We start from the raw sequence: 26,383 nt of genomic DNA, 5'->3' as shown, positions 1-26,383 counted from the left end.
GGGTTTTACAACAACGAACGGCTGCACTCGAAACTGGGATATCTGCCACCGACCGTTTATGAGCGGGCGATGGCGTCAAAACCACCTATCGAGGTGCCCGGAATTAGTTGACCACTGCATCGTCAGGGCTGCGAAACCCTATCGCCGAATTCGGTCAGCGACAGACCCACTCTAGGCACCAAGTTCAGCAGCCGCAACCCACCTGTAGGACGTGGAAAACGCACCTGTGGCGAGGGAGCTTGCTCCCGCTCGACGGCGCAGCCGACGTGTTCTGGGCGCTGCGCGGTATCAGGACGAAAGGGATTGCCGAGTTGGGGACTGCTTCGCAGTCCAGCGGGAGCAAGCTCCCTCGCCACGGGTCGTGTTTTCCTACGAGATTTTGAGATCTCGAGATTCATAGCGCAAAACCGCTACTTCCCCTTCCAATGCCCACCACCGCTCTCACAATCAATCTTCGCCTGCCCCAAATGCTCCACGTCGTAGTAGTACGTAGTCACCTGTGCACCATCCGGGATGTTTAACGCCTTGGCGTTTTTGTCTTTGCTGGTGGAGTGCGGATTGGCCAAGGACTCCTGAGTGAGGGTGGCTTTACACGTGGCCTGGTAGTGGTCGTCGCAGTGTTCGACTTTTTTCTTGGTGCTGCTGAGCATCTCCTTGCTTTCGTTGCTGCACGACCAGTCGATGGCATCTACGGGCACGCCTTCGTACTCGTAGCAGCTGTGGGTTTCGACGGCGGGGACGGCGGCGCTTTGGGAGCGGGTTTCGACGTCGCAGCCTTGGGCCATGACGAGGGTTGGGGTGAGGCTGAAGCTGGCGATCAGGAGCAGACAGCGCATGTTCATCGGGATTTCCTCCGCAATGGCGCCGGGTGTGATCGTTGATTTGGCGCTTACTGGTTTCGAGGTAGCACGCTGGCGGGAGGTTCCATCAGGTTACTGATTTGCCGATTGGACTCAGTTCGGAACTTTCCTAAAAAACGATGTCAATTTGATGGCGTGTCGCGACGCTCATTCAAACAGGATCAACCAGTGCCAGGCTGTTTCCCGGCAAGCCCATGGACGTGTGAGATGAAACTGATTCTTGCGATGTTGTTGATGTTCAGCGGTTACGCGTTTGCCAGTTGCGGCAATATTGATGACCATGATCAGCGCGCCTATTGCAATGCGCGGGAGAGCGGTACCAGTTGCGGCAACATTGAAAACCACGACTTACGCGCAGCGTGCAATGCGGAGCAGGGCGGCACTTCTTGCGGCAATATCGATAATCACGACCAGCGCGCCTATTGCAATGCCAAGCAGAGCGGGACGAGTTGCGGCAACATCGATGATCATGACCTGCGTGCGCGGTGCAACGCGGAGCAGGGTGGCGGTTCCTGCGGCAACATCGCTGACCACGACCAGCGTGCCTACTGCAATGCCACGACGGGCGGCAGCAGTTGCGGGAATATCGACAACCATGATTTGCGCACGCGGTGCGAAGCCACGAAGCGTTGATTGATCGGCTTACCCCAAACGCAAAAAGGGACACCCACCGGTGTCCCTTTTTTGTGGGCGACTGAAACGGAGTTCCCAGATTGCCCAGTCAAATTTTTCACATGTCACAACCCGGCTCATCGCCAAGGTTCCCCCCATCGGCACCACGTCGTAGACTGCGAGACAAGTCGTAACGCCTCACCCAAGGACGGAACCCGCGCATGATCGAAATCGGCAGCCGCAACAACGCCCCCACGCCGCAACACCAGATCCACGACGTCTACATCTTCAACATCGATCTGTCCCGACCGGCGACGCCGTTCTGCTTCGAGCAATCGATTGGCGGCGGGCATGCCGAGCAGGGTGGTGCGCGGTGGTTGGCGCTGGATGAGCTGGATGCGTGGCCGGGTGAGTGGCGCGAGCATTTGCGCAAGGCCGACTGCGCCTGGGTTGCCGAGTTGATGGATACGCATCCGGGGGCGGATCAGGCCACGGTGGTTTCGTTGATCCTCCAGCGACATGCCGGGCCAGCAAAACCAGCAAGCCGTTTGCAGAAAATAGGCCGATGGTTCAAGCGCAACTTTTACGTCGGCGGCCGGTACGGCGTCTAATCCGAGGGGATTTTCATGACTCAAACACTCGAACGCGCAATTGCCATCGCCGCTGCCGCCCACACTGGGCAAGTGGACAAGGGCGGCGCGCCGTACATTCTGCACCCGCTGAAAGTCATGTTGCGCATGAGCAGTCTGGAGGAACGCATCGTCGCGGTTCTGCACGATGTGGTCGAGGACTGCGGCATCAGCCTGGATGATTTGCGCAAGGAAGGCTTCAGCGAGGAGGTGTTGGCGGGCATCGCATCGGTGACCAAAGTACCGGGCGAATCCTATGAAGATTTCGTCGAACGTGCGGCACAGAACCCGATTGGACGGGTGGTGAAACTGGCGGATCTGGAGGAGAACAGCGATCTGTCGCGGATCGCTTCGCCGAGCTGGGAAGATCTGGAGCGGGTCGAGAAGTACCGGCGGGCGATTGGGCGGTTGCGGTCGTAACGGTTTTCGGTGAGTCAGGTAGATCTTTCCCCCCTCACCCCAGCCCTCCCGAAACGTCGGACCGCCCCCAAGGGGGCGAGGGGGAAAGGGAGCCGATTTTCAAGTTTTTCAAGTCCTGAGTTCGACTCGGTATTTCAGGTCGATGTAACTCGAGAGTACAGCGCGGTCAGTTCCCTCTCCCCCGGGAGAGGGTTAGGGTGAGGGGCTTTTGATTGGAAACCATCAACTACACTCTCTGATTACCCCGCCATCACAGGCAACCCCACGCCGCGCCGGAGGTAATCATGAATCGTTTATCGTCCATTTCCCTGTTTTTCGTTGCAACGCTGTGCGCCACACAAGCCACAGCCCAATCCGTGGTGCCGCTCAAAGGCCAGACCTCCCAGCAGACCCAGATCGACATCAACGACTGCCACTCCATCGCCTCGACTTCGACAACCTCAACACCGCAAGCCGGTGGTCGCCTGAAGGGCGCGGCAGTCGGAGCAGCGGCCGGTGCTGCTGGCGCGCAGATACGCGGGCGGCAGCACGATGAGTTCTACGATGCGGTCGACGATGATCGAAAACAGGATTACCGGCAAAACCGCGCCAGAGAGACTGCTGCGGCCGGTGCGGTGGTCGGTGGTTCACGCCAGCGCCAGGAGCGGCGGGCGCAGGGCAAGACTGATGCGGCGGCCAGTTCCAGCGCCTACGCCGGGTGTTTGCAGGGCCGCGGTTATCAGGTCACGCCTTGACGACGTTCCCGGTGCGCTTCGAGCAAGTGCACCATCGCGCCGCTGTAGAGCGTCACCAGAATGAACAGACTCATGCGCACGGCGAACGCGGTGTACACGTCTTTGCCGGCGATGCTGTCCTGCACCGATTGGCCGAGCAGAATGATCATCGTCACCAGGGTGTTGAGCCAGAAGCTCGCACCGAAGCGTGAGCGGCTCAGGCCGTAGAGTTTGCGCGCCACAAACAGGCCGAACAGCAGCATCCACAAAAAGAACATCCACAGATGTACGAACAGGCTGAGCGCGCACCAGAACAACACCGCCAGCAGCCCGCCGAGCAGGGTCGAACCGAGCAATTCACGCCCGGCATGCTGGGCGCGGGTGGTGGAGCTTTGCTGGCCGAGGCTGACGGCTTTGAGGATGATCGGCAGGTAGCTGGCTGGGTCGATCAGGGCGAGTAAAAACGTCGGCAGTACGATCAACGTCGCCCTTAGCGCCACACGCGCTACATCTTCGGCGGGGAGGGCGGGCGCACTCGGCGGCGCGGGACTGTTGGCCGGTTCCGGGAACAGCGCGTGACTGATACCGACCACCGCGACCGCCAGTAACAAGCCTTTGACCAGAGCACCAACCACCGCCATCGCCAGATCGAACTCGGCGAAACCGGCGGCGGAGATCATGGTCATGCCGATCACCAGAAAGATCACGATCAGATTGTTGCCGCCGCGCAAGCCAAAGCGAAACACCAGAAACAAACCGACGCCGATCAACAGCACGCCACACACCGGGTAATAGCGCAGCAACGGCACCAGCAACAGGCCGATGCTCGTGGTGAGCGCTGCGACCAAACCCAATACCAGCGCGCCTCTCAGCGGCAATGGTCGAGGCAGGCTGACCAGCAGCAATACCGCCAGCACCGGTGAAACAAACGCCAATGGCAAGCCAAGCGCATAACTGGCAGCGGTGCACAGCGCAGTGCCAAACGCCAGACGCAAGGCTCGCTGTGCCGGAACGCTGCGTTCAGTAGGCATACGACAACCAGCTCATCAGACTGAAAAACACCCGCCCCAGCGGATTGAGCAGATTGCCTTCGCTGGGGAATGCCATGACTTCCGCTTGGCCACCGGCACGGATCGCGCGGCTCTCGAACAGGCGCTTTTTCGCCTCCTCGCTGAACTCGATGATCACCGGAAAGCGCTGAGCCGGGCGCAGCCAATCGCGGCTGTTCTGGATCGTCGGCAGGGTACCCGGCGCGGGTGTCTGGCCGACGCTGACGCCATAGCCGACGCTGCGCACCCGGCCATCAAGCACTTCGCCGGGCAGTGCGTCGAGAATGATCGACACCGGTGTTCCGGGTCTGATTCGGCCAAGGTTGTTCTCGGTCAAGTCAGCGCTGATCCACAAATCCTGGATGGTGATCAACGTCATCACCGGGCTGCCGGCGGCGGCGAATTGGCCGACTTCGGTGCGCAGGTCGGTGATCAATCCGGCCGACCGCGCGCCGATGCGGGTGTTGGCCAGGTCCAGTTCGGCTTTGGCCAGCGTGGTCGCGGCACTGCGCAATTGGGCGTTGGTTTCGGCGGTCCCGCCTTCTTGTTCCTGCGCCCGTTGCACCTCGGCACGTGCGGCCGCGACCTGGCTGATCGCTTGCTCGCGATTGGCCCGCGACACTTCCAGCAGCCGCACGGAGATAGTGCCGGGATCCTGTTTGTATAAACCTTCAAGACGTTGATTGTCCTGGCGTGCCTTGAGTTCGTTGGCCTGTGCGGCGCGCAACGAGGCCTGTGCCGAAGCGATGCCAGCGGTGCTCGCGCCGACTTGACGGCGGGTCGCTTCCAGATCGGCTTTCGCCCGGTCGACGGCGATCAGCAGCGGCTGCGGATCAAGTTCGAACAGGATGTCGCCAGCCTGCACATCCTGATTGTTGCGCACGTTGACCCGTATCACTCGGCCTGCGACTTCCGCCGCCACCGGGATCACAAACGCGCCGACTCGCGCTTGCTGGGTGTAGGGCGTCATGCGGTCGGCCAGCAGATACCAGACCAGACTCAGCAGAATCAGCAGCAATACCCAGCGAATGCCTTTTTTTGCCGGATCGGGTGCAGCAGACGCTGTTTCACTCATTGCGATTTACCTGCAGGGGGAAGGGGATACGCGGGTTGCGCGGGCGGTTCGGTCAGCAATCCGCCCCAGTCAGTGCGTTGCTGCATTTGCTGGCGGGTCGGCGCGTCGATTTGCGGCGCGCTGCTTTGCCAACCGCCGCCGACGGCTTTGTACAAAGCGATCAGATTGCTCACCGCGTTGCTGCGGCTGACCAGATAGTCGTCCTGCAATTCCAGCAGCGCGCGCTGCGCATCGAGCACGCGCTGAAAGTCCGAATAGCCTTCGCGGTATTGCGCGTTGGCCAGCACCAGTGAACGCCGCGCGGCGCCTTCGGCCTCGCCGAGAATTCGCTCGACCTCCAGCGCTTTGGTCAGGCCGCTGGCGGCATCATCCGCCTCGCGCGCGGCTTGGCGAACCTTGTCGCGATAGGCTTCGATCAACTGCTGCAAACGCGCGTCTTGCACGCGAATATTGTTGCGGATACGGCCGTAGTCGAACAGGTTCCAGCGCAGGCTCGGGCCGCCGATCAGGTCCAGACTGCGTGGCGTTGCGCTTAGGGAATCGCTGGACCAGACGATGCTGCCAAGCAATGTGAGCGACGGATACAGATCGGTTTCAGCGACACCGATCAGCGCCGATTGCGCGGCGACATTCAGTTCCGCCGCGCGCACATCGGGACGGCGCAGCAGCAGATTGGCCGGTACGTCTTGCAACACCGCGCGATCGATCAGCGGAATCAGCCCAGAAGTTTCAGCAATCAGCGCCGCGCCGCCGGGCGGTTGGCCGACCAACACCGCCAGCGCATTGCGGGTGCGCAGCAATTGGTCTTCAAACGCCGGAATCGTGCTCAAGGTGCCAAGGTATTGGGTTTTCGCCTGTTGCAGGTCAAGTTCAGCACTTTGCCCGCTGGTGAAGAGTTTTTCAGTGATCTCGAAATTGCGCTTCTGCTGAGTGGCGTTTTCTCGCGCAACGCGCAGGCGTGCTTCGGTGGTACGCAGGGAAAAGTAAGTGTCGGCGACCTGAGCGCGCAGTAACACGAGGGCATCTTCATAGTTGGCTTGAGCGGCAAAGTAGCCGGCGTCAGCAGACTCGATGGCACGACTGAAACGGCCCCAGAAATCCAGCTCCCAGCCGACATCGAAAGCGGCGCTGTGCTGCCAGAAGTGCAGGTTTTGTGGGTTGCTGCCACCAGACTGGTGGCGGTCGATGTACAGGCTGTCGGCGCTGGCCTGTTGCAGTTGCGGATAGCGGCCACTTTCGGCAATGCCCAATTGCGCGCGGGCCTCAAGCACGCGCAGGCCGGCGATTTTCAGGCTGCTGTTTTGGGCTTCGGCTGCGCTGATCATTTGATCGAGGATCGGATCAGCAAAAACTTGCCACCATTGGCGCAAATCCGGATGCGCCCCGCGCTCACTGGCCTGTTCCAGCGCCGGGCTGTTCCATTGCTTGCTCCAGGCCTCGGCCGGCGCCTGGAAATCCGGCCCCAGACGCATGCAGCCGCCAAGTCCGAGGACCCCGAGCAACAGCAGGTGGCCGGGCCACGTCGGCAGGGCTGTGGTTGGAGGCATGCAGGTGTCCGCAAACGGGAATGTCACTGGAGCATAGACGCCAGTTTGCGCCTTGCGTGGTCGAATCAACTGCTACGCTTTGGCGGGCAAGGTTCGATGATCTGCGCCCCTGACGAAAAGGTGGGAACCCCCATGGATACTGCTCAAGACCCGATTGCACCGACCAATGCGACCTGGCGTTTCAAGGTCGGTGTGGCGATCATCTGCCTGATGCTTGGTTCGTGGGCGATGGTGCCGATCGCGGCCGCGCTTGACGTGCCCGGCTCGAAAGTCGCCGCGCTGACTGGCGTGCTGTTCATCAGCAATAAAGTGCTGTTGCTGTTGGTGATCGCCGTGATGGGCAAGGCCGGGTTTGCCGAACTCAAACGCAAGATCGGCAAATACGTTTCCGGGATGATCCCGACGCCGGTCGCCGAAGTCGGGCCGATTCGTCACCGCATCGGCGTGGTGATGTTTTGCCTGCCGCTGCTCTGCTCGTTTCTCGAACCCTACTTTGATAACTTCTGGCCAGGGTTGCGGCCCAATTTGTGGCAGCTGCAATTGCTCGGCGACCTGATGTTTATCGGCAGCTTCTTCGTGCTCGGCGGCAACTTCTGGGAGAAGGCCCACGCTCTGTTCGTACGCAAGGCGCGGGTGGTGAGCGAATGAATCAGGCGTGGCCGAGGGCCACGGCAAACGACACAACGATCATGCAGGCGAAGGCGAAATTGAGGTTCATGGCGGGCGGTCCTTGTCGTCTGGAATGTGGGCCATTCTGAACAGACAGGGGCGCGATGAAAAATTCGGCGTGTTGATTCCAATGATCGAAGCCATTGATACCCGGCGTTTGATCGGCTGTGTACGCTCATCATCGAAATGTATGTGCGAGCGCTTGCAGGGCTGAGATTTGCAGCGAATTCGATGTCCTCATCGCGGGCAAGCCCGCTCCCACAGTGTCCGAGGTGTACTCAAAACTCAGGTACACCCCAAACCCTGTGGGAGCTGCGGTGCGACGATTCGACTTGCCCGCGATGAGGCCTGTTCGGTCAGCGCAGTTTTTCGAGCATCTGGTAGTACCACATGCCCGCAGCCAGCATCGGATTGCCCAGCAGATCACCCATCGGCACGCGAATGTGCTGGCACTGCGCGAAGGTATCGAACTGCTGCATCTGCCCGGTGATTGCCCGGCCCATGATCTCGCCCATGATATGCGTGGTGGCGATGCCGTGCCCAGAGTAGCCCTGGCAGTACCAGACGTTGTCCGAGAGTTTGCCCAGTTGCGGGATGCGGTTGATCACGATGCCCATCGCGCAGCTCCACTGGTAGTCGATCTTCACGCCTATGAGCGCGGGGAAGGTCTGTTCGATGCACGGGCGCAGTTCACCGGCGATGTCGCGTGAATCCTTGCCGCTGTAGTTGGCGCCGCCGCCGAACAGCAGGCGACCGTCGGCAGTGAGGCGGTAGTAATCGAGGACGAAACGGCAGTCGTAAACGGCGAGGTCTTCGCGGTTGATCTGCTTCGCCAGCGCGCCGAGCGGTTCAGTGGTGACGATGCCGCCCATGGCCGGGAATATCTTGCCCTTGAGCTGGCCCGGTTCGAGTTTGTGATAGACATCACCGGCCAGCAGCACCTGGTTGGCATCGATCTGGCCGTGGGCGGTTCTCACCCCGGGCGTAGCGCCGTGAATGATCTCCAGCACTTCGCTGTTCTCGAAGATCAGCGCACCAAGGCTTTCAGCCGCTCGCGCCTCGCCGATGCACAGGTTGAGCGGGTGCAAATGCATGTTGCGGGTGTTCTTGATCGCGCCGTGGTACAGCTCGCTTTGCAGCAAGTCACGCACTTGGCTGCGATCAAGCAGGCTGACTTCGTCGGCCATGCCACGGCGTACGGCTTCTTCGTAGTCTTTGCGCAGATCGGGCATGTGGCTCGGTTTGTACGCGGCATGCAAATGGCCGTGCTTGAGGTCACAGTCGATGGCGTACTTGGCGACGCGGTTTTTGATGATTTCGTGCCCACGCCAGCGCAGGTTCCAGATGAAATCGTCAACCTCGTCGCCGAGCTTGCGGCGCATCTGCTTTCGCATTGCGCCCTCACCGGACAGACTGCCGGTGACTTGCCCGCCATTGCGCCCGGTGGCGCCCCAGCCGATCTTGTGGCTTTCGACGATGGCGACTTTCAAGCCTTTTTCGGCGAGTTCGACGGCGGTGGCCACGCCAGTGAAACCGCCGCCGATGATCACCACGTCAACCTTGTGTCGGCCTTGCACGGTCGGGTAATCGGTGTCGCGGTTGAGGGTGGCGGTGTAGTAGGAATTCGTGCGTTCGGTCATGTCAGCATCCAGTCAAAAAGGTGAGGAAGGAATCAGGCTTCAGTCAGATACCAGCGCCAATCCTGCTCACCCACTTCGGCCATGAACTGGCGATACTCCGCACGTTTGACGGCCAGATACACCCCGAGAAATTCCTGGCCCAAGGCATCGCGCGCCCACATCGAATTTTCCAGCGCCGTCAGCGAGGTCAGCCAATCGGTCGGCAGCAGTTCTTTCGCCTGCGCATAGCCATTGCCCTGCACCGGTTCGCCGGGATCGAGACTCTCACTGATCCCACGATGAATGCCCGCAAGAATCGCCGCTGCCGCCAGATACGGATTGGCGTCGGCGCCGCAGATGCGGTGTTCGATGTGCCGCGTATTGGCGGGGCCGCCCGGAACACGCAGGCTGACAGTGCGGTTGTCGACGCCCCAGGTGGGCGCCAAGGGTGCGTAGCTGTTGGCCTGAAAGCGTCGGTACGAATTGGCGTTCGGGCAGAACAGCAGCAGCGAATCGAGTAACGACGCGAGCATGCCGCCGATCGCGGTACGCAGCAACGGTGTGCCAGCCGGATCCTCCGAAGCGAACAGATTGCGTCCTTCACCATCGGCCAGGCTGACGTGCATGTGCATCCCCGTGCCGGCCAGATGATCGAACGGTTTGGCCATGAACGTCGCTTGCATGCCGTGCTTGTGCGCGATGGCTTTGACCAGTCGTTTGTAGCGCACCGCTTGATCCATCGCCTCCAGCGCATCGCCGTGTTCCAGGGTGATTTCGACCTGGCCGGGCGCGTACTCGGAGATTGCGGTGCGCGCCGGAATACCGTGCAGTTTGCAGGCGCTGTAGAGGTCAGCGAGAAACGGTTCGATCTGCTCCAGCTCACGCAAACCGTAAACCTGCGTGTGCCTCGGTCGGCCGCCGTCGACATCCAGCGCCGGTTGCGGATGGCCATTGTGATCGCGCTTTGCGTCGAGCAGATAGAACTCCAGCTCGCAGGCCATCACCGGGTGAAAGCCCTCGGCTTTCATGCGGTCGATTACTCGGATCAGCAAATGACGCGGGTCGGCAATGCTCGCCGGCATGCCTTGCTCCGGGTGCATGCTGACCTGCACCGCAGCCGTCGGAATCTGCCGCCACGGCAGGCGCACCAGACTGCCTTCGAGCGGATAGGCGCGGCAGTCGATATCGCCGACGTCCCACACCAGTCCCGAGTTCTCAACGTCGTCACCCTGTACGGTCAGACCGAGAATAGTGCTTGGCAACGGCCGGCCGCTTTCATACACGGCAAGCAGTTCTTCGCGGTGCAACAGCTTGCCGCGCGGCACGCCGTTGGCGTCGAGGATGAACAGCTCGATCATGTCGATATCGGGGTTCTGATCGAGGAATGTACGGGCGTCTTCAAGGGCTGCAAATTTCATGGATGTCACTCACGTGAGCGCCGCACAGGCGCGCAGATTCGGGCCGGACGCAGCAACGGGCTAAAGCTCGGGCAGTCTGGCTTGGATATCAAAAAAAGAAGGGGACTAGCGGATATCCGGCGGGCGTGCGGAGTGACGAAGTTTGGAGCGGAGCAGGGCCATGGGGAGATTGACGATACGATTCATACGCCGCCCCTGTGAGAGAGGGCGCGCAGAGTAGAGACGTTCAACGATTTTAATTGTTGTAGATACGTGCTCATGACGCGTGTTTCCGTTGGCGGAAAACGTCGGCGGCGGGAATGTCCCGCCGTGCCGGTGTGGCTGGATAGTAAAGGGGAATCCCCGGATATGTAAACGACCGATTCCGCCGCCGCGCATCGGCGGGCTTTGCGAGAATCATCTTGAAGCGGTTTTGCAGTGGGAATGTCGAGGGAGCGTCTGATAGCTTTCGGTCAGGATTTTGAACCGGCAATGACGCCGACAACCATTTCAGTTTCGGTTTGCACGGTCTGGGATGGCTACCTTTCAAGGATGAAAAAAATGCCACTGAAACCGCCGACCAAGGGCACAGGCACGGTTGATATTCACGTCACCCGCACCGTTGACGATTCTGCACCCGGTCCGCTGATTCGACCGAGCGTTGATCTCGGCCCAACGCCGCCACAGCACCTCGCCGTTGCGGTGAAGACGCCGCAGCGCGGCGATTCTGACATTGACACTCCACCGGTAACGGTGACGTTTCGCGATGTTTTATCAGCGCCTGACGCTTTGCCGGGAACCGTGCAACGACCATTGGAGGCTTACCGGGTGAGGGCCGCAAGTCAGCTTGCGCAGGTCGATGCAAAAGGATTGATGTCGTTCAAGGGACGGCAGTTCGCCGAAGTCTCAGGGCAAGGCATCGTTCAGGTCGGCGCCGATCCGCAGACCGGTGTGTACCGGGCAAAACTGGCCAGCGAACTCAATCCTTCCGGCCCGATGCTGGAGCGAGACAGCGACGGGGGCGGCGACGTCTGGTATCCACTGGATGAATTTGCCACAGACAGTTTCGGCAGGCCGGATTCGCGCCAGGATAGCGTGGCAACGCTTGAGGCGGTGCCGCATGCGAAGGAGGGCGATATCCGGAGCGACTCTGCTGAGGACGTATACGAACTGGCGTCGGAATCAATGCAGATCAAGCCCTTCAGCGAGCAGGAACTTGCGTTCATGCGGCATGAGGCGCGCTACACCTTCCGCGACAATAAACTGGGTTCATACAACCGCGCCAACAACGGCAAATATCCGCTGCGTGACACGTTCGGTCGGCCGGTACGGATTCGCAAACTTGAAACGATGGTCACGCTTACCACTGGAGAGAAATACACCTCGGGCCCGATCAAGCCCTATATCAAATTCGAAGGCTTTGAAGACGTCGCAAGGCTCTACGAGGAAAAACTCGAACTGCGTACCTTCACTGAGGAGGACGTAAACGTACCGGGAGAACGCGGCCTGATCGGGCAGTCGATGGTGGTGGCCAACAGGCGCATCAGCAAGGGTGAAGCCTTGGGGCTTTATGGCGGAACACTCAGCCCGGTTCGGTTGATCCGGCGTGTGGAACAGACTTTCACCATGCTGGCCGGGTCTTACGTGCATTACGGACCAGGCCACTTCGTTGAAGAACCGGTGGTCGTGGTCGGGGATAACATCATTTCTCGCCTGAATTCGAATTTTGAGTACGACGCCAAGGGCAAGCCGATCCGCCAGTTGAGGGACGGCTACAACACGCAGATCGTTGGATTCAAAGTCGAGGCGGACATGCTGATTGGCGACAGGCTGGTCAGCCGCCCGTACATGTTGAATGCGCTGTTCGCCACGGAAGATATTCCGGCGGGCACCGAGTTGCGCTGGAATTACAATTATTCGGATAAAGAGATGAAAATGATTTTCGGGTGAAGTGAAGTATCGATAGTGCGGACGCCATCGCTGGCAAGCCAGCTCCCACAAGTTTTCGTGCTGGAACTCAATGCTGATGTTCGCTGAAAACCTTGTGGGAGCTAGCCTGCCAGCGATGAACGATAACGCGGTCTAGGGCTTGGCCACCCGCCACAAATACCATGCGGCTACCGTCCGATAAGGCTTCCACGCCAACCCGATTTCAATCATCTGCCGACGCGCAGGCTGCACCTGCAACCCCTTCAATCGCCGATACCCCTCGCGCACGCCAAAATCATCCGCCGGTAACACATCCATCCGCTCCAGGCTGTAGATCAACAACATCTCCACCGTCCAGCGCCCAACCCCGCGCAGGCTGACCAAACGTTCAATCAACGCCTCATCATCCATGGCCAGAGCGGTAGCGTAATCCGGCACCACGCCATCCAGCGTCGCCTGAGCAATCCCCTGAATCGTCGCAATCTTGCCGGCCGAAAACCCGCAGCCGCGCAGGCTGGCGAAATCTGTTGCCAGAATCTGCTCCGGACGCGGAAACGTCTGATCAGGAAACAATCCCACCAGCCGTCCGACAATCGCATCGCCCGCCTTGGCATGCAGTTGCTGGTAGGCAATCGCGCGCACCAGCGATTCATAAGGATCCCGCGCCGGATGCGGCTGATGCAGACACGGGCCGATGGCCGCGATATGCCGCTGCCAGTCGGCATCCAGCCCTGCGAGAAATGTACTTGCCGTTTGATATGTATCGGTCATCAGAAAGCCAATGGTTGCCTGAGCTGCAGCGCTGCATTCTCGAGCCTGAGCAGAAACGCCTTACGCGGTTGCCCACCACCATAGCCGGTCAGCGAGCCGTCCGCGCCGATCACCCGATGACACGGCACCACAATCGACAGCCGATTGTGTCCATTCGCAAGCCCTACCGCACGGCTCGCGCCAGGTTTGCCCAGACGTGCGGCGATGGCGCCATAGGTGCTGGTGTGGCCATAGGGGATTTGCAGCAGTTCGGCCCAGACCTGCCGGGCGAACTCGCTGCCCGGCAGGTGCAGCGGTGTGCTGAATTGGTCGAGCTTGCCGGCGAAGTACTGCGCCAGTTCGCTTTCAATCTGCTGCAAATGCGCGTTATGTCCCGGTGCGACCACATAGCCATGCCGGCTCTGCAGTTCTTCGACTTCGCGAGTCAGCGCCGGGCGGTCGAGAAACTCCAGCAGCACCAGTCCCCGGCGCTCGGCCATGGCGATCATCGGCCCCAGTGGCGTGGTCAGGCGAGTGAACAGCAGCGGTTCACTCGAGCCGGCGCGCCCCGGCGTAATGTGAAAAGACTTTTGAAACGCATCGCGAAAACCGCTCAGCGATTCATACCCGGACTCGAACGCCGCGTGGTCGATGGACGTACCTTCGCGAATCCCGCCCAGCGCCATGCCCAGACGCCGTGTGCGCAGCCAGGCGTGGAAGGTCATGCCGAAATGCTGTTTGAACCAGCGCCGCAGCTTCAGCGGTTCGATGCCCTCGGCGAGCAATTGCGCATCGCTCCAGCGCACCTCCGGATCGGCATCCACGGCTTGCAACAGCCGTTGCACCCAGTCCGGCGCGATGGCGGCGGCGTCCAGCGGTTTGCAGCGCAGGCAAGCGCGATAACCGGCAGACATGCACTCGTCGGCATGCGCAAAGAACTCGACGTTCTCCGGTTTCGGCTTGCGCGCGGTGCAGCTTGGGCGACAAAAAATCCCGGTGGTTTTCACCGCCGTGAAGAACACGCCTTCATAGGCAGTGTCGCGTTCGAGCATGGCGCGAACCATTTCGGCGTGGGGCGGCAGCATGGCGGTTTGTATGTTCATGGGCTGAGCATAAATCCAGGTTTTCGATAGCTCCACCGAAAAATCGACAATGAATTTTGATGGCCTTGTTCTACAGTCAAAGCCTGTGCATCAATGGAATCACGTCATGCATCCATTCATCATCCAACACATCGATCACATCGTACTGCGTGTCGAAAACATGCAACGCAGCATCGAGTTCTACCAGCTGGTATTCGGGGCTGAGGTGGTCAAGCGTCAGGAAAAGCTCGGCCTGGTGCATTTGCGCGCAGGCACTTCGATGATCGACCTGGTCGACATCGACGGTGAAATCGGCCGCAAGGGCGGTGCCGCTGCCGGTAGCGAACGGCGTAATGTCGATCACTTCTGCCTGCGCATCGAGCCATTCGATGAGCAGGTGCTGATCGCTCATCTACAGTCGTTCGGCCTGACAGTCGAGAAAGCCGCACTGCGTTTCGGCGCTGAAGGCAGCGGCTTGTCGCTGTATTGCTTCGACCCGGACGGCAATCAAGTCGAGCTCAAAGGCGCGTCCGAAACCTAGGCACGCTTGGCCAGCAGCAGTACGGAAGCCGCCGCTGACAGCAGCCCTGCGCAGCAGCGGTTGAAGATCCGCTTGCCGCGCGGTTCGGCGAACCAGCGGCGCATGTGCAGGCCCATGTAGGCGTAGGCGCTGATGGCGATCCATTCCAGCAACAGAAACAACGTCCCGAGCACCGCGAATTGCCCGGCAATCGGTCGAGTCGGGTCAACGAACTGCGGTAGAAACGCGGTGAAAAGCAGAATCGCTTTCGGATTGCCGGCCGCTACAAAAAACTCCTGCCGGGCCAGCGCGACCATTCCAGCCGTGGCGCCGGTCACGATGTCCTGCGCATGCGGATCGGCGCGCCATAGCTGCCACGCCAGATACAGCAAATACCCTGCGCCAATGATCTTGATCGCCGAGAACAGCCATTCCGACGTTTGCAGCACCACAGACAAACCGGCGGCGGCGAGCGCAATCATTCCGGCAAACGCGAACAACCGCCCGATTCCCGCCATGCAAGCGCGACGGTAGCCATAGCGGGTGGCGTTGCTTACCGACAGCAGGTTGTTCGGGCCGGGGGCCATATTCAGTGCGAAACAGGCCGGGAGAAAAATGGCGAGGGTGGCGAGATCCATGACGCGCGCTCCATTGGCTGAGCGCTATTTTTATCACGGGCAGATGCGAGCTTGACCCGTACAGCCATGGTGAAGTGTCGCGGTACAGGTCGATCGAACTTTATGGCACTTTGCTAACTCTGAGCCATCACGGAGGGCGGTAGTTGGTCAGAAAAAACCGTCCGCCCGGTCAGAAAGAGCGCGCTGCCGTGTAAGATCCGCGCCACGCTTTTACATACCTTCATGGCCCCAGGCGGCCCTTTACGAGCGATATACATGCAAGCAAAGGCCCGTGAGGTTTATGTGCCCCCGGTGTTGCAAGATTTGCGCGCCGGCACTGCCGAACTGCACATCGCACTGGAAAAACGCCTTCCTTTCTTCTCCGATGCTCTCGATTTGAACGCTTTTATGCGGCTGATGCAGGCCTATTACGGTTTCTATCGACCGCTGGAAAGTGCCTTGCAGGACAGTCAGTCGATTCCTGCTGATTTTGATCTGGCACCGCGCTTGAAAGCTTTGACGCTGCTCAAAGACCTGCAAGCCCTGGGCATGCAGACTCAAGCGTTGCAAGACTTGCCGATCTGCCGCAACTTGCCCGTTATTGATTCCAGCGCTGCATGCCTCGGCGTGTTGTACGTACTGGAAGGCGCGACGCTCGGCGGGCAGATCCTGCGCCGTGAGATCGCCGCAAAGCTGAGTCTCGAAGCCGACAACGGCGCGGCGTTCCTCGACATCTATGGTGCTGCCACCGGCCGCCGCTGGCGCGAATTCATCGAGTATCTGGGCACGTGCTCGCTGGACGCCGACGAGCGCAAAAGCGTTGTCGCCGCTGCGCAATCCACATTCAGCTGTTTCGAACACTGGCTCGAAAGCCAGGAGGTTCTGGTATGACCCCGCAAGACCAACAAGCCTTTGAAGAGTTGCTGGCCAACTGCGCCGACGAGCCGATCCGTTTTCCCGGTGCGATCCAGCCGCACGGCCTGCTGCTGACCCTGAGCGAACCTGCGCTGGAAGTGGTTCAGGTCAGCGCCAACGTTGAAACCCTGCTCGGGCGAGCGCCGCAAGAGGTGATCGGTCAACCGCTGGATAGCCTGATCGGCGAGACCTACGCCGGCCAAGTGCGCGAAGCTTTGCAGCAGCCGAGCCTGTCCGACCCGTCGCTGCTGCTGTTGCGCCTCAATGGCACTGCGTTCGACGCGCTGCTGCACCGCCATCAGGGCGTGCTGATTCTGGAGCTGGAAATCCACGTCGAGAACTTCCAGCCGCGCAACGTCGCCGGTAAGCACACCCACCTCGGCCGGATGTTGCAACTCCTGCAAGGGGCCAAGAGCCTGCAGGCGCTGTACGACATCAGCGTCAAGGAAATACAGGCGATGACCGGTTACGACCGGGTGCTGATCTATCGTTTCGAGGAGGAGGGCCACGGTCAGGTCATCGCCGAAGCCTCCGACCCATCGATGGAAGTTTTCAACGGTCTGTTTTTCCCGGCGTCCGACATTCCTGCGCAGGCGCGTGAGCTGTACCGCACCAATTGGCTGCGGATCATTCCGGATGCGGCGTATCAACCGGTGCCGTTGCTGCCCAAATTGCGCCCGGACAACCAGACCCCGCTCGACTTGAGCTTCGCTACCCTGCGCAGCGTGTCGCCGATCCACTGCCAGTACATGAAAAACATGGGCGTGCTGTCATCGATGAGTATTTCGCTGCTCAAGGGTGATCGGTTGTGGGGGTTGATCAGCTGCGGCAACCGCGAGCCGCTGCACGTTCCGCATGAATTGCGCACTGCCTGCCAGACCATCGGCCAGGTGTTGTCGCTGCAGATCAGCGCGATGGAAGCGCTGGAAGTCAGCCGTCAGCGCGATGAGAAAGTCGAGAGCCTGGCGCTGCTCAATCAGGCAATGATCGACTCGCCGTCGAATGTCTTCGACGGTCTGGCGCAGCATCCGCAAATCCTCATGGCGCTGGCGAATGCCGGCGGTATCGCGATCATCGAAGACAAACAGTTGCACCGCTACGGCAACTGCCCGGAGCCGGAAGACATTCGTGCCTTGCACAGATGGCTGCAAGAAAACGGCGAGCCGGTTTTCTCCAGTCACCACCTGTCCAGCGTTTACCCGCCGGCCGCGCAGTTTCAGCAGGTGGCCAGCGGCGTGCTCGCGCTGAGCCTGCCGAAACCGGTGGACAACGGCGTGCTGTGGTTTCGCCCGGAAGTCAAAGAGAACATCAACTGGAGCGGCAACCCGGAAAAGCCGTTGGACCTGGAAAACTCCGACGCCGGCCTGCGCTTGCGCCCGCGCACTTCGTTCGAAATCTGGAAGGTCGAGATGGCCGGAATTTCCACCAAATGGAGCCACGGTGATCTGTTCGCCGCCAACGACCTGCGCCGCTCGGCACTGGAAAATGATCTGGCGCGCCAGGTGCGTCGCGAACAGGAAGCGGTGCGCGCGCGTGATGAGCTGGTCGCCGTGGTGTCCCACGATTTACGCAACCCGATGACCGTGATTTCCATGCTCTGCGGCATGATGCAGAAGGCCTTCAGTTCGGATGGCCCGCACACCTCGCGGCGCATCTCCACGGCGATCGACACCATGCAGCAGGCCGCCGGGCGCATGAACACGCTGCTCGAAGACTTGCTCGACACCTCGAAAATCGACGCCGGGCGCTACAGCATCACTCCGCAAAAACTCGATGTCAGCCAGATGTTCGAAGAGGCGCAGGCGCTGCTCGCACCTTTGGCGCTGGACAAGGACATAAGCATCTCGTTCGAGGCCGATCCTGACCTGAGCATTCATGCCGACCCTGAGCGACTGTTTCAGGTGCTGTCGAATCTGGTGGGCAACGCAATCAAATTCACTCCGCGTCTGGGCACGGTCGACGTCCATGCCAAATCAGTCGGCGACGAGATCGTCTTCACCGTGCGCGACAGCGGCGAAGGCATTCCCAAGGATCACCTGCCGCATGTGTTCGATCGATACTGGACAGTGAAGGAAGGCAATCCGAACGGCACCGGTCTGGGCCTGTACATCACGCAAGGCATCGTCGAAGCGCATGGCGGGCGGATCGTCGCCGAGAGTGAACCGGGGCAGGGCAGCGAGTTTCGTTTCACGGTGCCGCGTCTGGCTTGATTGCACAGGGCAGCTCCGGTCATAGAAGACCCGTACGCCGCTTAGCGGTGTACGGGTCTTTGTCATCCATTCAAATGGCGAACATCAGAAAATGCCGTTGAGTTCCCTGAAAACGTGGGGTGGCATGGCTTTGAACTGGTCGCGACGCAATTGACTGATCGCGTACAGCGCGCTGGCAGTTCGGCCATTGCCGTCGCCAAAACCCTGGAACCCGACAACTGCCGCGAGCACGTGTTTATCAAAGTGCTCATGACTTGCGTTCAACGCCTGCAAATGTTCTTCGAGTAGCGCGAAACCGGTGGGGCTGCTGCCATATTTGGTCGGCGCACCCGCATCGCGCACTCGGCCGACAGCTTGCGGCACAAGATGGCGATGGATATCGCGAATAACCGCTGGATCGGTCAAGGACGCCTTGTTGGCCGTGTACTCGCGTAAAACGTTCACGACATTATCGAAGTTGTTTCCGTTGGACGTTGAGCCGTTGAGCATCCAGGCGGCTGCTCTCTCGGAGTGATCGGTGTAGCCCATTGGATTGAAGAGTGAATCCGGCATCACGTCGTTGTAGGGCGGCCTGCCCAGATCAAATGTCAGAACGTCCTTCTGGTAACCCTTCATATATCGGGCCTTTTTGCTTTCGAGTTCGTACAGCACCGCCAGGGTTTCGGTGTAACTCTGGGCAGTGCTGCGTGCATCGTTGAGCTGAACGGGGTGGCCTTTTACGAACGCCTCCGTAAGCTCTTCCAGCGCCTGGCGACCGATCAAGGATTGCAGGTCACCTGCCTGTTTCGATTGGTACGCGGTTTCCTTGACCGCGTTATTGGCCAGATGGCCTAACTCTGTTTCGGTAACCCCTTTGGGCAACTTGAAGTTCTTTTCGCTCAAGTGCGTGACGATTTGTTGGGCGGTTTCAATTGCATCGCTTTTCAGCAACGCACGCCCGTGGGCGACGGTGTCCAACGACATGCGTACCTGGGCCGCCGAGCCGGTGTGATCAATCGCTTTGAGCAGGTCGTAGCCGTTGGCGCCGCTCAAAAACCGCAGTTGCTGTCGGGCTTGGTTGGCAAGTTCGAGTGCTTGTCCGCTCAGCTTTACCGCGCCGCGCCCGAGGAGTTTGCCAGCGCCCTTGAGCAGTTGTGGCAATCCGGAAATCGGGTTGAACAGGCTGATGGCCGTGCTCGCCAATATGCGTGACGCCGCAAGGAGTTTGCCCGCGATGGTTGCTGCTTTGGTGGCGGCCGCAGCGATTGCAACGGGTGCGGCGACGAAGGTCAGCGCCAACACGGCTGCGTCGACAATACAGTCAAAAATCGCACCGCCGTGTTTTTTCGGGTCACCGGAAGTCAGTCCTTCCACGCAGCTCTTGAAGGGAATGATCAGGTTTAGAACGATATTGAAGATGGCGTCGGTTTTCGCAATGGCTTTTTCCCGTTCCGTCTGTTGCAAACCCAGTTGATGAATTTCGCTCTCGGTGATGTACGGGTTCTTTTCAGAGATCAATCTGGCCAGCTCTTGCGTGCGCGCAGAGCGGAAAAAAGGTGTCGGATCGTACGTTTCTGCAGTGCCAGCGGCGAATGCGCCGATCTTGCGTACATGAATCCTGCGTTTGAAGTCTGGTCCTGGAGCCAGGTTCTGCAAGTAGGCGTTCAGATCAATGGGAACCTCTTGAAGCTGTTTTTGATCGACGAAGTGAGTGTTGAAATTGAAGTAATCACCGAAAACCAGAGGTGCGAAGAACGCTTCCAGTTGCGGGTTGTGGCGACATTCCATGCGCAGCGGAAACAACTCAAAGCACTTGATACCGTCGAGGTACTGCGCGCACAGAATGATGCCGTAACGACCTGTTTCTCCCGGAGTATAGGTAGCAGGACTGATGCCGCCTCGTCCGTTGGATTTTTCGGGTTTGATTTTGATTTTTTGCACGCAGTAAACGCCGACCGCGCCGTGTTGCAGGAATATCGCATCTTCTTCAGCCAGTAGTGAAATGGCGATCTGAATGTTACGCAGCAGCCCACCCACGATGATATTGAAGTGACTGGAAGTCGCCGTTGCATACAACTCGGCAACAGGAAACAGTTCGCTCAGGCGCGGGAAAGATTGGTAGATGCTGCTGCCTTTGATGCGGTCCCAATCCTCTCTGTGAAGTTCATCACCCATATAAAGGTCGAGCACCGAAACTGTCCTGCCGGCACCTCCTCCGGTACCGCGATGTTTGACCAGTAGCTCATGCGGATTGCACTCCGCTGCCTCGGACTTCAACTCCTGCAGTGCAAGTTGTTGACGATCCGGCAGAGGTGTGGAAAACCTGGCGGCAGCTTCAATCATTATGTCGATGTAGCGTTCGTATTCGCGCGCGGCGCGAACTACAGCATCCGGGTTGAGACTGCCGTTTGCGTCGCGGGTGACATACCCGTTCATCCACGCCCAGGTGACCACCGGGTCTACGGACCCGACGGCATGCAGCGCTGCCAATGACCCCATGGCTTTTATGGATTGGGTGAAACCCATCAAATGTTGATAATTCATCTTGCGGCTGGCGCCTGGCACCAGAACTTCGACCAGGTGCACGGCCTGTGTGGCAACCACCCAGGCGGGTGTGCCCATTCGCATGCTCTGCGGCCAGTCGGTAAACAGATATTCCGGCGCCATGCCGGCGAGGACCATATGTGCGACTAGCGGCGCGAACAGACTGTCGAGTTTGACGCTGTCGATCAGGTGTTTTTCAAATTGCGCCCGTACATCGTCGGGGTGGCGTCTGAAGAAGCTTTTCGAATAAAGATCGAACCCGGCGAAGTGGGTGTTGGCCGCATCCAGGTTCGGGTCGAGATCGAGCAGCAGTGCTGCAATCAAAAGCTGCTCTATCAATTCGGGAGATGCTGGTTTCGCGGTCTCCCCGGCAAACCAACCCAATGCGTCGAGGTATTCTTTTGCTTGCCTGGAGTTGATTACGGCGCCATCAATCAAGCGCTGCAGGCGAAAGTCCTCGCTGTTGGAAAAACCGTCTGCCGAAGTGCTTGCCAGCATTAAATGCCGGCCGTGGATATGCACCAGTAGGTCGTCTTGCCACGAGTAGCGATGGTTCACATCACGAATGATTGAGCGTGCGTTGTCGTCCAGTTTGAACGGCGAAGCGTTGGGTGCATCCAGCACTTCCCAGCAGTTTCCGTATTTCGGTTGCTCAGGCAATGTCGAGAAGTTCAGCAGGTCCAGCAGGCCCCGGGTGTCTTGTTCATTGTCCGGGATGTCCAGTCCGTGGAAGCGCAGCCATTGGCCGACAGTGATGTCATCGCCGGTGATGATCCAGCCGCCACTTAATGCGGCGACTTTGGCCAATAGCTGAAGGTTGTCATCGAAATCCGCCAGACCTGCAACATCGGCGGTGATGTCTTGACGAGACACAAACGCGATCGCGGGCCGGTCATTGCTGGAAACCATGTTTCGATAGCTGTGAAACAGCCGGCCATGCTCGTTCACCAGGAAAAGTGCATCATCCGAAATCTTGCGTCGAGCCCGGACGAAGTGAAACTCGTCACTGCGCAGAAGTATGGACAGAGAAACCTTGCCACTGCGATGGATTCGGTCAAAAGCACTGTCTTCGATGCACGGGACAAGGATCTCGTTCCAGGCCCAGCCAAGGCGTTCAATAACGGACTTGTCTTCAATAAAGTTGCTGATTGTCTGGATTGTATTTTTTTTCTGAAGTGTATTGGTGGGCGTGTATGTCTGGTTGTCTGTTGAAGTAATCATTGAAAATCCATTTTCCGATGCTGTATCAGAATATTCCGTTGAGTGATGCAAATACGTGGGGTGGCAGGGCGTTGAACCCGTTCCGCCGCAGTTGAATGATCGAATACAACGCACTTGCCGTACGTCCATTGCCGTCGCCAAATCCCTGAAAACCGACCACGGCCGCGAGCAGGTGTTTATCAAAGTGCGGATGGCTCGCGTCCAGCGTTTTCAGGTGCTGTTCCAGCAAGGAGAAACCGGTGGGACTGCTGCCGTACTTGGTTGGGGAGCCCGCATCGCGCACCCGTCCGACAGCCTCCGGTACCAGTCTGCGGTGGATCTCCCGGATAACAGTCGGATCGGCCAAAGGCGCGTTGTTGCTGGTGAACTCGCGCAAAACCCCGAGAATATTTTCAAAGTCATTACCGTCGGAGGTCGAGCCTTTCAACATCCACGCCGCTGCTCTTTGCGATTGATCGGTGTAGCCCAGCGGATTGAAAGCAGCCTCCGGCATTACGTCGCTATAAGGCGCTTTGCCCAGATCCTGTTTCAGGACGCCTTGCTGGTAGTCCGTCATGTATCGGGCTTTTTTGGCCTCAAGGCCGTAGAGGTCGGCCAGGGTTTCTGCGTAACTCTGCGCGGTATTGCGCACATCGTTGAACTGCAGGGGATGACCTTTTATGAACGCGTCGGTCAACTCGTCCAGCGCCGGGCGACCGATCAGCGATTCCAGATCGTTGGCCTGTTTGTATTGGTAAGCGGTTTCTTTAACGGCGTTGTTGGCGAGGTGGCGCAGTTCCGTATCTGGAATACCCTTTGGCAACGTGAAGTTCTTTTCACTGAGACGCGCCACAACCTGTTGCGCGGTTTCGATAGCATCACTTTTCAGCAGTGCACGCGCATGCGCCACCGTGTCCAGCGACATGCGGGCTTGCGAAGCCGAACCGGTATGTTCGATTGCCTTGATCAGGTCATAGCTGTTGGCGCCGGTCAGAAAACGCAGTTGCTGGCGTGCCTGACGTGCGACAGAAAGTGTATGCCCGCTCAACTTGGCCACGCCACGCCCGAGCAGTTTGCCGCCGCCCTTGAGCAACTGCGGCAGTCCCGACAACGGGTTGAACAGGCTCAGTGCCAGGCTTGCCAACACCCGCGAGGCCGACAGCAGCTTGCCGGCAACGGTCACGGCTTTGCTGGTGGCGGCGGCAATGGCAACTGGTGCGGCCACAAACGTCAGTGCCAGCACTGCGGCGTCGACAATGCAGTCGAAAATGGCGGCGCCGTGTTTTTTTGGATCACCTGAAGTCAATCCTTCCACGCACCCCTTGAAGGGAATGATCAGGTTGAGGATAACGTTGAAGATGGCCTCGGTCTTTTCAATCGCCTTTTCCCGCGTGGTCTGCTGAAGACCCAGTTGGTGGATCTCTTTTTGGGTGATGTACGGATTTGCTGCGGCAATTAGCCGGGCCAGCGCTGCGATGCGCTCAGAGCGGAAGTAGGGTGCCGGACTGTAGTCATCTGCGGTATCTGCTGGCAGTGTCGCGATTCTGCGAACCTGAACCCGCGATTGCTGATTATTCTTCGGCGCAACGTTTTTCAGGTAGGCCTGCAAGTCAAGCGGGATTGTTCCTTCGAACTCTTTCTTTTCGACGAAGCGGGTGTCGAGGTCAACGTAGCTCCCGGACACGAGCGGGCTGAAAATATCCTCAAGGCTGGAGCTAAATCGACACTCCATTCGCAGTGGAAACAACTCAAAACATTTGATGGCGTAACTATCCTGCACGCAGATCACAACGCCGTAACGGCCCGTTTCGCCAGCAGCCCAAAACCCCCCGGCTACCCCTCCACCTTGCGTGGCTCTCTGAGGTCGATAGTCGAGTTTCTGTACGCAGTAGACACCCACAGCCCCCAGTTCGATCGATGCCGCATCTTCCGGATCAAGTTGGGAGATAGCGATCTGGATATTCCGCGTCAGGCCCTCAAGAATCGCCTCGAAGTGCGTACCGGTGGCATCTTCATATAGTTCGGGAACCGGTGTCAGGTTCACCAGATCGGGGAAGGCCTCGTAAATACTCGGGCCTTTTTTGCGGTTCCAATCCTGGGTGTGCAGTTCGTCGCCCATATACAGATCGAGTACCGAAACCTGGCGCCCGGCACCGCCGCCGCTGCCGCGCACTTTGACCAGCAACTCGTCGGGATCGCAGTTCTGTTCCTGCACCTTGAGTTCTTGCAGGGCAAGTTGTCTGCGATCTGGCAACGGTCTGGAAAACCTTTCGGCGGCTTCCAGCATCATGGTGATGTAATGGTCGTATTCGCGAGTGGCGAGTGCGACCAGTTCCGGGCTCAGATTGCCTTCTGCATCGCGCACGACCAGTCCGTTCATCAATGCCCAGCTGACCACCGGATCGACCGCGCCTTCAGCCTGCAATGCGGCAAGCGGTGCCATGGCTTTGGCCGATTGGCTGAAGCCCATCAGATGTTGATAGGTCATCTTGCGGCTGGCGCCAGGAATCAGCGCTTCGACCAGATGCACAGCCTGAGTGGCAACCACCCACGCCGGCGTGCCCATTTGCAGGCTGGACGGCCAGTCGGCAAACAGATACTCCGGCGCCATACCGCCGAGGACCATTTCCGCCACCAGCGGGGCGAACAGAAAGTCCACGTCCAGGTTACCGATCAGATGCTTTTCCAGTCGTGCCTTTACATGGGATGGATGGCGCTTGAAATACTCTCGCGAATACAGATCGAAGCCAGCGAAGTGAGTATTCGCAGCGTCTAAGTCTGGATCGAAATCCAGTAGAAGCGTCGCAATAATCAGTTGCTCGATAAATTCAGGTGACGGCTTTGATGCGCCTTCTTGAGTAAACCAACCCAATGCCTGCAAGTAGTCCTGAGCCTGCCCGGACGCCCAAACCGTAGTTTCAATCAAGCGTTGCAGGCGATAGTCGCTGCTGTTGGAGAAGCCGTCCGCCGAGGCGCTTTCAAGTTTCAAGTGGGCGCCAAAGACCTCCACCAGCCGCGCATCACCGCCGGTGAGATCGTTTGTCACCTGCTTGATAATTGCCCGGCGCTGTTCATTCAGTTGGAAAACAGAATCGTCAGGAGCGTCCAGCAATTCCCAATAGTTTGCGTACTTGGAACGCGCGGGCAATGTCGAAAAGTTCAGCAGATCAAGCAGGCCGCGTGTGTCTTGCTCATTATCCGGTACTTGCAGTTTCTGGAAGCGCAGCCACTGGGCGACAACGATCTCGTCTCCGCTGGTTACCCAGCCGCCACTCAGCTTGGCCATTTTGGCCAACAGCCTGAGTTCCTCTGCAAAATCCGTCAGCCCGGCGACTTCGGTAGTGATGTCCCGGGGCGAAACGTATTCCGCGCTCGGATGATCCTTGCTGGAGATCAGATTCCTGTAAGAGAAATACAAACGGCCATTGTCATCTACCAGAAAAATCGCGTTCTGCGGCATGTTGCGCCGCTCACGCAGCGCCTTGAACTCGGGACGCCGCACGAGTATCGCCAACGAGATTTTGCCAAGACGATGCGTCTGATCGAATGCACTGTCCTCTACACCGCGAACAAGAATCTGGTTCCATGCCCAGCCGAGACTTTCGATGGCGTATTGATTGGCAATGAAGTCGGTGATTGTTTGAGCAACGGATTGCTTTTGAAGTGTGTCGGCGGAATACGCGGCTTTATTGTCGTTGGATAGCATTAGTTAAAATCCATTTTCTGATGGCTCGTTGATATATAAAAAATAAACATTCGTTAGTTGGCTGTCTGGCGTCAGGCGGCTGGCGCTTGGAGAGTAAAGCGCGATGGAGAAAGTGGTGGATTGTTTGATATACCAACTGTTTCAGGATTGTCTTTCAATCGTAAGGAAGTCGCTGTCTTGCGGGGTTGGCGGGGTGGTTGGCTATATCTGTCTGATTGTGTAGTTGTGGGGCGAGTAGGGATAGTTGTTACTTGATACATCAATAAATAACTGTGCTGCTGGAGTTGGCGCATCTAATGAGCACGTGCTGTTTTGGCAAGTTGGTTTAAAGATGTTTAAGG

Annotated in this window: 21 protein-coding genes; 10 read left to right on the top strand and 11 right to left on the bottom strand. The window is 58.8% G+C overall.

Translation table 11 applies throughout. From position 1 onward, the window contains the following. Window positions 1-410: 410 nt before the first annotated feature. Window positions 411-842, bottom strand: coding sequence for a hypothetical protein (locus ACP7EE_RS22450; protein ID WP_420649445.1), 432 nt, complete (start codon window positions 840-842; stop codon window positions 411-413). Window positions 843-1,067: 225 nt separating this feature from the next. On the opposite strand from ACP7EE_RS22450, the gene ACP7EE_RS22445 reads away from it, so the two are divergent. The 4 genes from ACP7EE_RS22445 to ACP7EE_RS22430 all read left to right on the top strand — a co-directional run bounded on the left by ACP7EE_RS22445 (window position 1,068) and on the right by ACP7EE_RS22430 (window position 3,255). Continuing rightward, on the top strand, window positions 1,068-1,493 hold the full coding sequence (locus tag ACP7EE_RS22445; RefSeq protein WP_420649444.1) for a hypothetical protein: 426 nt from the start codon (window positions 1,068-1,070) through the stop codon (window positions 1,491-1,493). 200 nt (window positions 1,494-1,693) lie between these two features. Beyond that, on the top strand, window positions 1,694-2,083 hold the full coding sequence (locus ACP7EE_RS22440; RefSeq protein ID WP_420649443.1) for a hypothetical protein: 390 nt from the start codon (window positions 1,694-1,696) through the stop codon (window positions 2,081-2,083). Between the two features lie 15 nt (window positions 2,084-2,098). After that, window positions 2,099-2,521, top strand: coding sequence for an HD domain-containing protein (locus ACP7EE_RS22435; RefSeq protein ID WP_426236840.1), 423 nt, complete (start codon window positions 2,099-2,101; stop codon window positions 2,519-2,521). A 284-nt stretch (window positions 2,522-2,805) separates the two neighbouring features. Continuing rightward, complete coding sequence (locus ACP7EE_RS22430; RefSeq protein WP_426236838.1) at window positions 2,806-3,255, top strand: hypothetical protein; 450 nt, start codon at window positions 2,806-2,808, stop codon at window positions 3,253-3,255. Here the strand turns inward: ACP7EE_RS22430 and ACP7EE_RS22425 are convergent. The 3 genes from ACP7EE_RS22425 to ACP7EE_RS22415 are packed head-to-tail and all read right to left on the bottom strand — an operon-like array spanning window position 3,240 to window position 6,905. Next, window positions 3,240-4,265, bottom strand: coding sequence for a DUF2955 domain-containing protein (locus tag ACP7EE_RS22425; RefSeq protein ID WP_426236836.1), 1,026 nt, complete (start codon window positions 4,263-4,265; stop codon window positions 3,240-3,242). The two genes, ACP7EE_RS22430 and ACP7EE_RS22425, sit on opposite strands and share 16 nt — an antisense overlap. Continuing rightward, the gene (locus ACP7EE_RS22420; RefSeq protein WP_426236834.1) at window positions 4,255-5,358 is read right to left on the bottom strand and encodes an HlyD family secretion protein; all 1,104 of its coding nucleotides are present in this window, start codon (window positions 5,356-5,358) and stop codon (window positions 4,255-4,257) included. Before ACP7EE_RS22420 ends, ACP7EE_RS22425 begins: the two co-directional genes overlap by 11 nt. After that, entirely contained in the window at window positions 5,355-6,905 is a 1,551-nt protein-coding gene (locus tag ACP7EE_RS22415; RefSeq protein WP_426236832.1) for a TolC family protein, read from the bottom strand. The genes ACP7EE_RS22420 and ACP7EE_RS22415 overlap by 4 nt, the downstream gene beginning before the upstream one ends. 132 nt (window positions 6,906-7,037) lie before the next feature. Here ACP7EE_RS22415 and ACP7EE_RS22410 point away from each other — a divergent pair, with 132 nt between their 5' ends. Together ACP7EE_RS22410 and ACP7EE_RS22405 are read left to right on the top strand one after the other, a co-directional pair. Continuing rightward, window positions 7,038-7,553: a transporter suffix domain-containing protein gene (locus ACP7EE_RS22410; protein ID WP_420649437.1), complete on the top strand. Its 516-nt coding sequence runs from the start codon at window positions 7,038-7,040 to the stop codon at window positions 7,551-7,553. A gap of 7 nt (window positions 7,554-7,560) precedes the next feature. After that, on the top strand, window positions 7,561-7,788 hold the full coding sequence (locus ACP7EE_RS22405) for a hypothetical protein (protein WP_426236830.1): 228 nt from the start codon (window positions 7,561-7,563) through the stop codon (window positions 7,786-7,788). Window positions 7,789-7,930: 142 nt separating this feature from the next. Here ACP7EE_RS22405 and ACP7EE_RS22400 read toward each other — a convergent pair whose 3' ends face one another. After that, window positions 7,931-9,214, bottom strand: coding sequence for an NAD(P)/FAD-dependent oxidoreductase (locus ACP7EE_RS22400; protein WP_426236828.1), 1,284 nt, complete (start codon window positions 9,212-9,214; stop codon window positions 7,931-7,933). A gap of 32 nt (window positions 9,215-9,246) precedes the next feature. Continuing rightward, window positions 9,247-10,611, bottom strand: coding sequence for a glutamine synthetase family protein (locus ACP7EE_RS22395; RefSeq protein ID WP_426236826.1), 1,365 nt, complete (start codon window positions 10,609-10,611; stop codon window positions 9,247-9,249). 471 nt (window positions 10,612-11,082) lie between these two features. On the opposite strand from ACP7EE_RS22395, the gene ACP7EE_RS22390 reads away from it, so the two are divergent. After that, window positions 11,083-12,540, top strand: coding sequence for a hypothetical protein (locus ACP7EE_RS22390; protein ID WP_426236824.1), 1,458 nt, complete (start codon window positions 11,083-11,085; stop codon window positions 12,538-12,540). A gap of 132 nt (window positions 12,541-12,672) precedes the next feature. Here ACP7EE_RS22390 and ACP7EE_RS22385 read toward each other — a convergent pair whose 3' ends face one another. Together ACP7EE_RS22385 and ACP7EE_RS22380 are read right to left on the bottom strand one after the other, a co-directional pair. Further along, window positions 12,673-13,290, bottom strand: a complete 618-nt coding sequence (locus ACP7EE_RS22385; RefSeq protein WP_426236822.1) for a DNA-3-methyladenine glycosylase family protein — start codon at window positions 13,288-13,290, stop codon at window positions 12,673-12,675. Next, a complete protein-coding gene (locus ACP7EE_RS22380) occupies window positions 13,290-14,372 on the bottom strand; it encodes a bifunctional transcriptional activator/DNA repair enzyme AdaA (RefSeq protein WP_426236820.1) in 1,083 nt (360 codons plus the stop codon). The genes ACP7EE_RS22385 and ACP7EE_RS22380 overlap by 1 nt, the downstream gene beginning before the upstream one ends. Before the next feature lie 106 nt (window positions 14,373-14,478). Here ACP7EE_RS22380 and ACP7EE_RS22375 point away from each other — a divergent pair, with 106 nt between their 5' ends. Beyond that, complete coding sequence (locus ACP7EE_RS22375; RefSeq protein ID WP_426236818.1) at window positions 14,479-14,892, top strand: VOC family protein; 414 nt, start codon at window positions 14,479-14,481, stop codon at window positions 14,890-14,892. Here ACP7EE_RS22375 and ACP7EE_RS22370 read toward each other — a convergent pair. Further along, the gene (locus ACP7EE_RS22370; RefSeq protein WP_426236816.1) at window positions 14,889-15,509 is read right to left on the bottom strand and encodes a LysE family translocator; all 621 of its coding nucleotides are present in this window, start codon (window positions 15,507-15,509) and stop codon (window positions 14,889-14,891) included. The genes ACP7EE_RS22375 and ACP7EE_RS22370 overlap by 4 nt on opposite strands. Window positions 15,510-15,764: 255 nt before the next feature. Here ACP7EE_RS22370 and ACP7EE_RS22365 point away from each other — a divergent pair, with 255 nt between their 5' ends. Then, window positions 15,765-16,379, top strand: a complete 615-nt coding sequence (locus ACP7EE_RS22365) for a biliverdin-producing heme oxygenase (protein ID WP_426236814.1) — start codon at window positions 15,765-15,767, stop codon at window positions 16,377-16,379. Further along, on the top strand, window positions 16,376-18,613 hold the full coding sequence (locus ACP7EE_RS22360; protein WP_426236812.1) for an ATP-binding protein: 2,238 nt from the start codon (window positions 16,376-16,378) through the stop codon (window positions 18,611-18,613). The genes ACP7EE_RS22365 and ACP7EE_RS22360 overlap by 4 nt, the downstream gene beginning before the upstream one ends. An 84-nt stretch (window positions 18,614-18,697) precedes the next feature. Here ACP7EE_RS22360 and ACP7EE_RS22355 read toward each other — a convergent pair whose 3' ends face one another. Next, window positions 18,698-22,357, bottom strand: coding sequence for a hypothetical protein (locus ACP7EE_RS22355; RefSeq protein ID WP_426236810.1), 3,660 nt, complete (start codon window positions 22,355-22,357; stop codon window positions 18,698-18,700). A gap of 25 nt (window positions 22,358-22,382) precedes the next feature. Further along, window positions 22,383-26,042 carry a hypothetical protein gene (locus ACP7EE_RS22350; protein WP_426236808.1) on the bottom strand — a complete coding sequence of 1,220 codons (3,660 nt, stop codon included), beginning with the start codon at window positions 26,040-26,042 and terminating at the stop codon, window positions 22,383-22,385. Window positions 26,043-26,383: the final 341 nt, after the last annotated feature.

It is taken from the genome of Pseudomonas sp. TWP3-2 (assembly GCF_049897765.1).
Classification (GTDB): domain Bacteria; phylum Pseudomonadota; class Gammaproteobacteria; order Pseudomonadales; family Pseudomonadaceae; genus Aquipseudomonas.
This window is presented reverse-complemented; position numbering and strand designations above follow the sequence as displayed.

Bases quoted from the DNA above. Each gene is read 5' to 3' on its own strand.
- ACP7EE_RS22450 (WP_420649445.1), bottom strand. From the start codon at position 842: ATGAACATGCGCTGTCTGCTCCTGATCGCCAGCTTCAGCCTCACCCCA.
- ACP7EE_RS22445 (WP_420649444.1), top strand. From the start codon at position 1,068: ATGAAACTGATTCTTGCGATGTTGTTGATGTTCAGCGGTTACGCGTTT.
- ACP7EE_RS22440 (WP_420649443.1), top strand. From the start codon at position 1,694: ATGATCGAAATCGGCAGCCGCAACAACGCCCCCACGCCGCAACACCAG.
- ACP7EE_RS22435 (WP_426236840.1), top strand. From the start codon at position 2,099: ATGACTCAAACACTCGAACGCGCAATTGCCATCGCCGCTGCCGCCCAC.
- ACP7EE_RS22430 (WP_426236838.1), top strand. From the start codon at position 2,806: ATGAATCGTTTATCGTCCATTTCCCTGTTTTTCGTTGCAACGCTGTGC.
- ACP7EE_RS22425 (WP_426236836.1), bottom strand. From the start codon at position 4,265: ATGCCTACTGAACGCAGCGTTCCGGCACAGCGAGCCTTGCGTCTGGCG.
- ACP7EE_RS22420 (WP_426236834.1), bottom strand. From the start codon at position 5,358: ATGAGTGAAACAGCGTCTGCTGCACCCGATCCGGCAAAAAAAGGCATT.
- ACP7EE_RS22415 (WP_426236832.1), bottom strand. From the start codon at position 6,905: ATGCCTCCAACCACAGCCCTGCCGACGTGGCCCGGCCACCTGCTGTTG.
- ACP7EE_RS22410 (WP_420649437.1), top strand. From the start codon at position 7,038: ATGGATACTGCTCAAGACCCGATTGCACCGACCAATGCGACCTGGCGT.
- ACP7EE_RS22400 (WP_426236828.1), bottom strand. From the start codon at position 9,214: ATGACCGAACGCACGAATTCCTACTACACCGCCACCCTCAACCGCGAC.
- ACP7EE_RS22395 (WP_426236826.1), bottom strand. From the start codon at position 10,611: ATGAAATTTGCAGCCCTTGAAGACGCCCGTACATTCCTCGATCAGAAC.
- ACP7EE_RS22390 (WP_426236824.1), top strand. From the start codon at position 11,083: ATGACGCCGACAACCATTTCAGTTTCGGTTTGCACGGTCTGGGATGGC.
- ACP7EE_RS22385 (WP_426236822.1), bottom strand. From the start codon at position 13,290: ATGACCGATACATATCAAACGGCAAGTACATTTCTCGCAGGGCTGGAT.
- ACP7EE_RS22380 (WP_426236820.1), bottom strand. From the start codon at position 14,372: ATGAACATACAAACCGCCATGCTGCCGCCCCACGCCGAAATGGTTCGC.
- ACP7EE_RS22375 (WP_426236818.1), top strand. From the start codon at position 14,479: ATGCATCCATTCATCATCCAACACATCGATCACATCGTACTGCGTGTC.
- ACP7EE_RS22370 (WP_426236816.1), bottom strand. From the start codon at position 15,509: ATGGATCTCGCCACCCTCGCCATTTTTCTCCCGGCCTGTTTCGCACTG.
- ACP7EE_RS22365 (WP_426236814.1), top strand. From the start codon at position 15,765: ATGCAAGCAAAGGCCCGTGAGGTTTATGTGCCCCCGGTGTTGCAAGAT.
- ACP7EE_RS22360 (WP_426236812.1), top strand. From the start codon at position 16,376: ATGACCCCGCAAGACCAACAAGCCTTTGAAGAGTTGCTGGCCAACTGC.
- ACP7EE_RS22355 (WP_426236810.1), bottom strand. From the start codon at position 22,357: ATGATTACTTCAACAGACAACCAGACATACACGCCCACCAATACACTT.
- ACP7EE_RS22350 (WP_426236808.1), bottom strand. From the start codon at position 26,042: ATGCTATCCAACGACAATAAAGCCGCGTATTCCGCCGACACACTTCAA.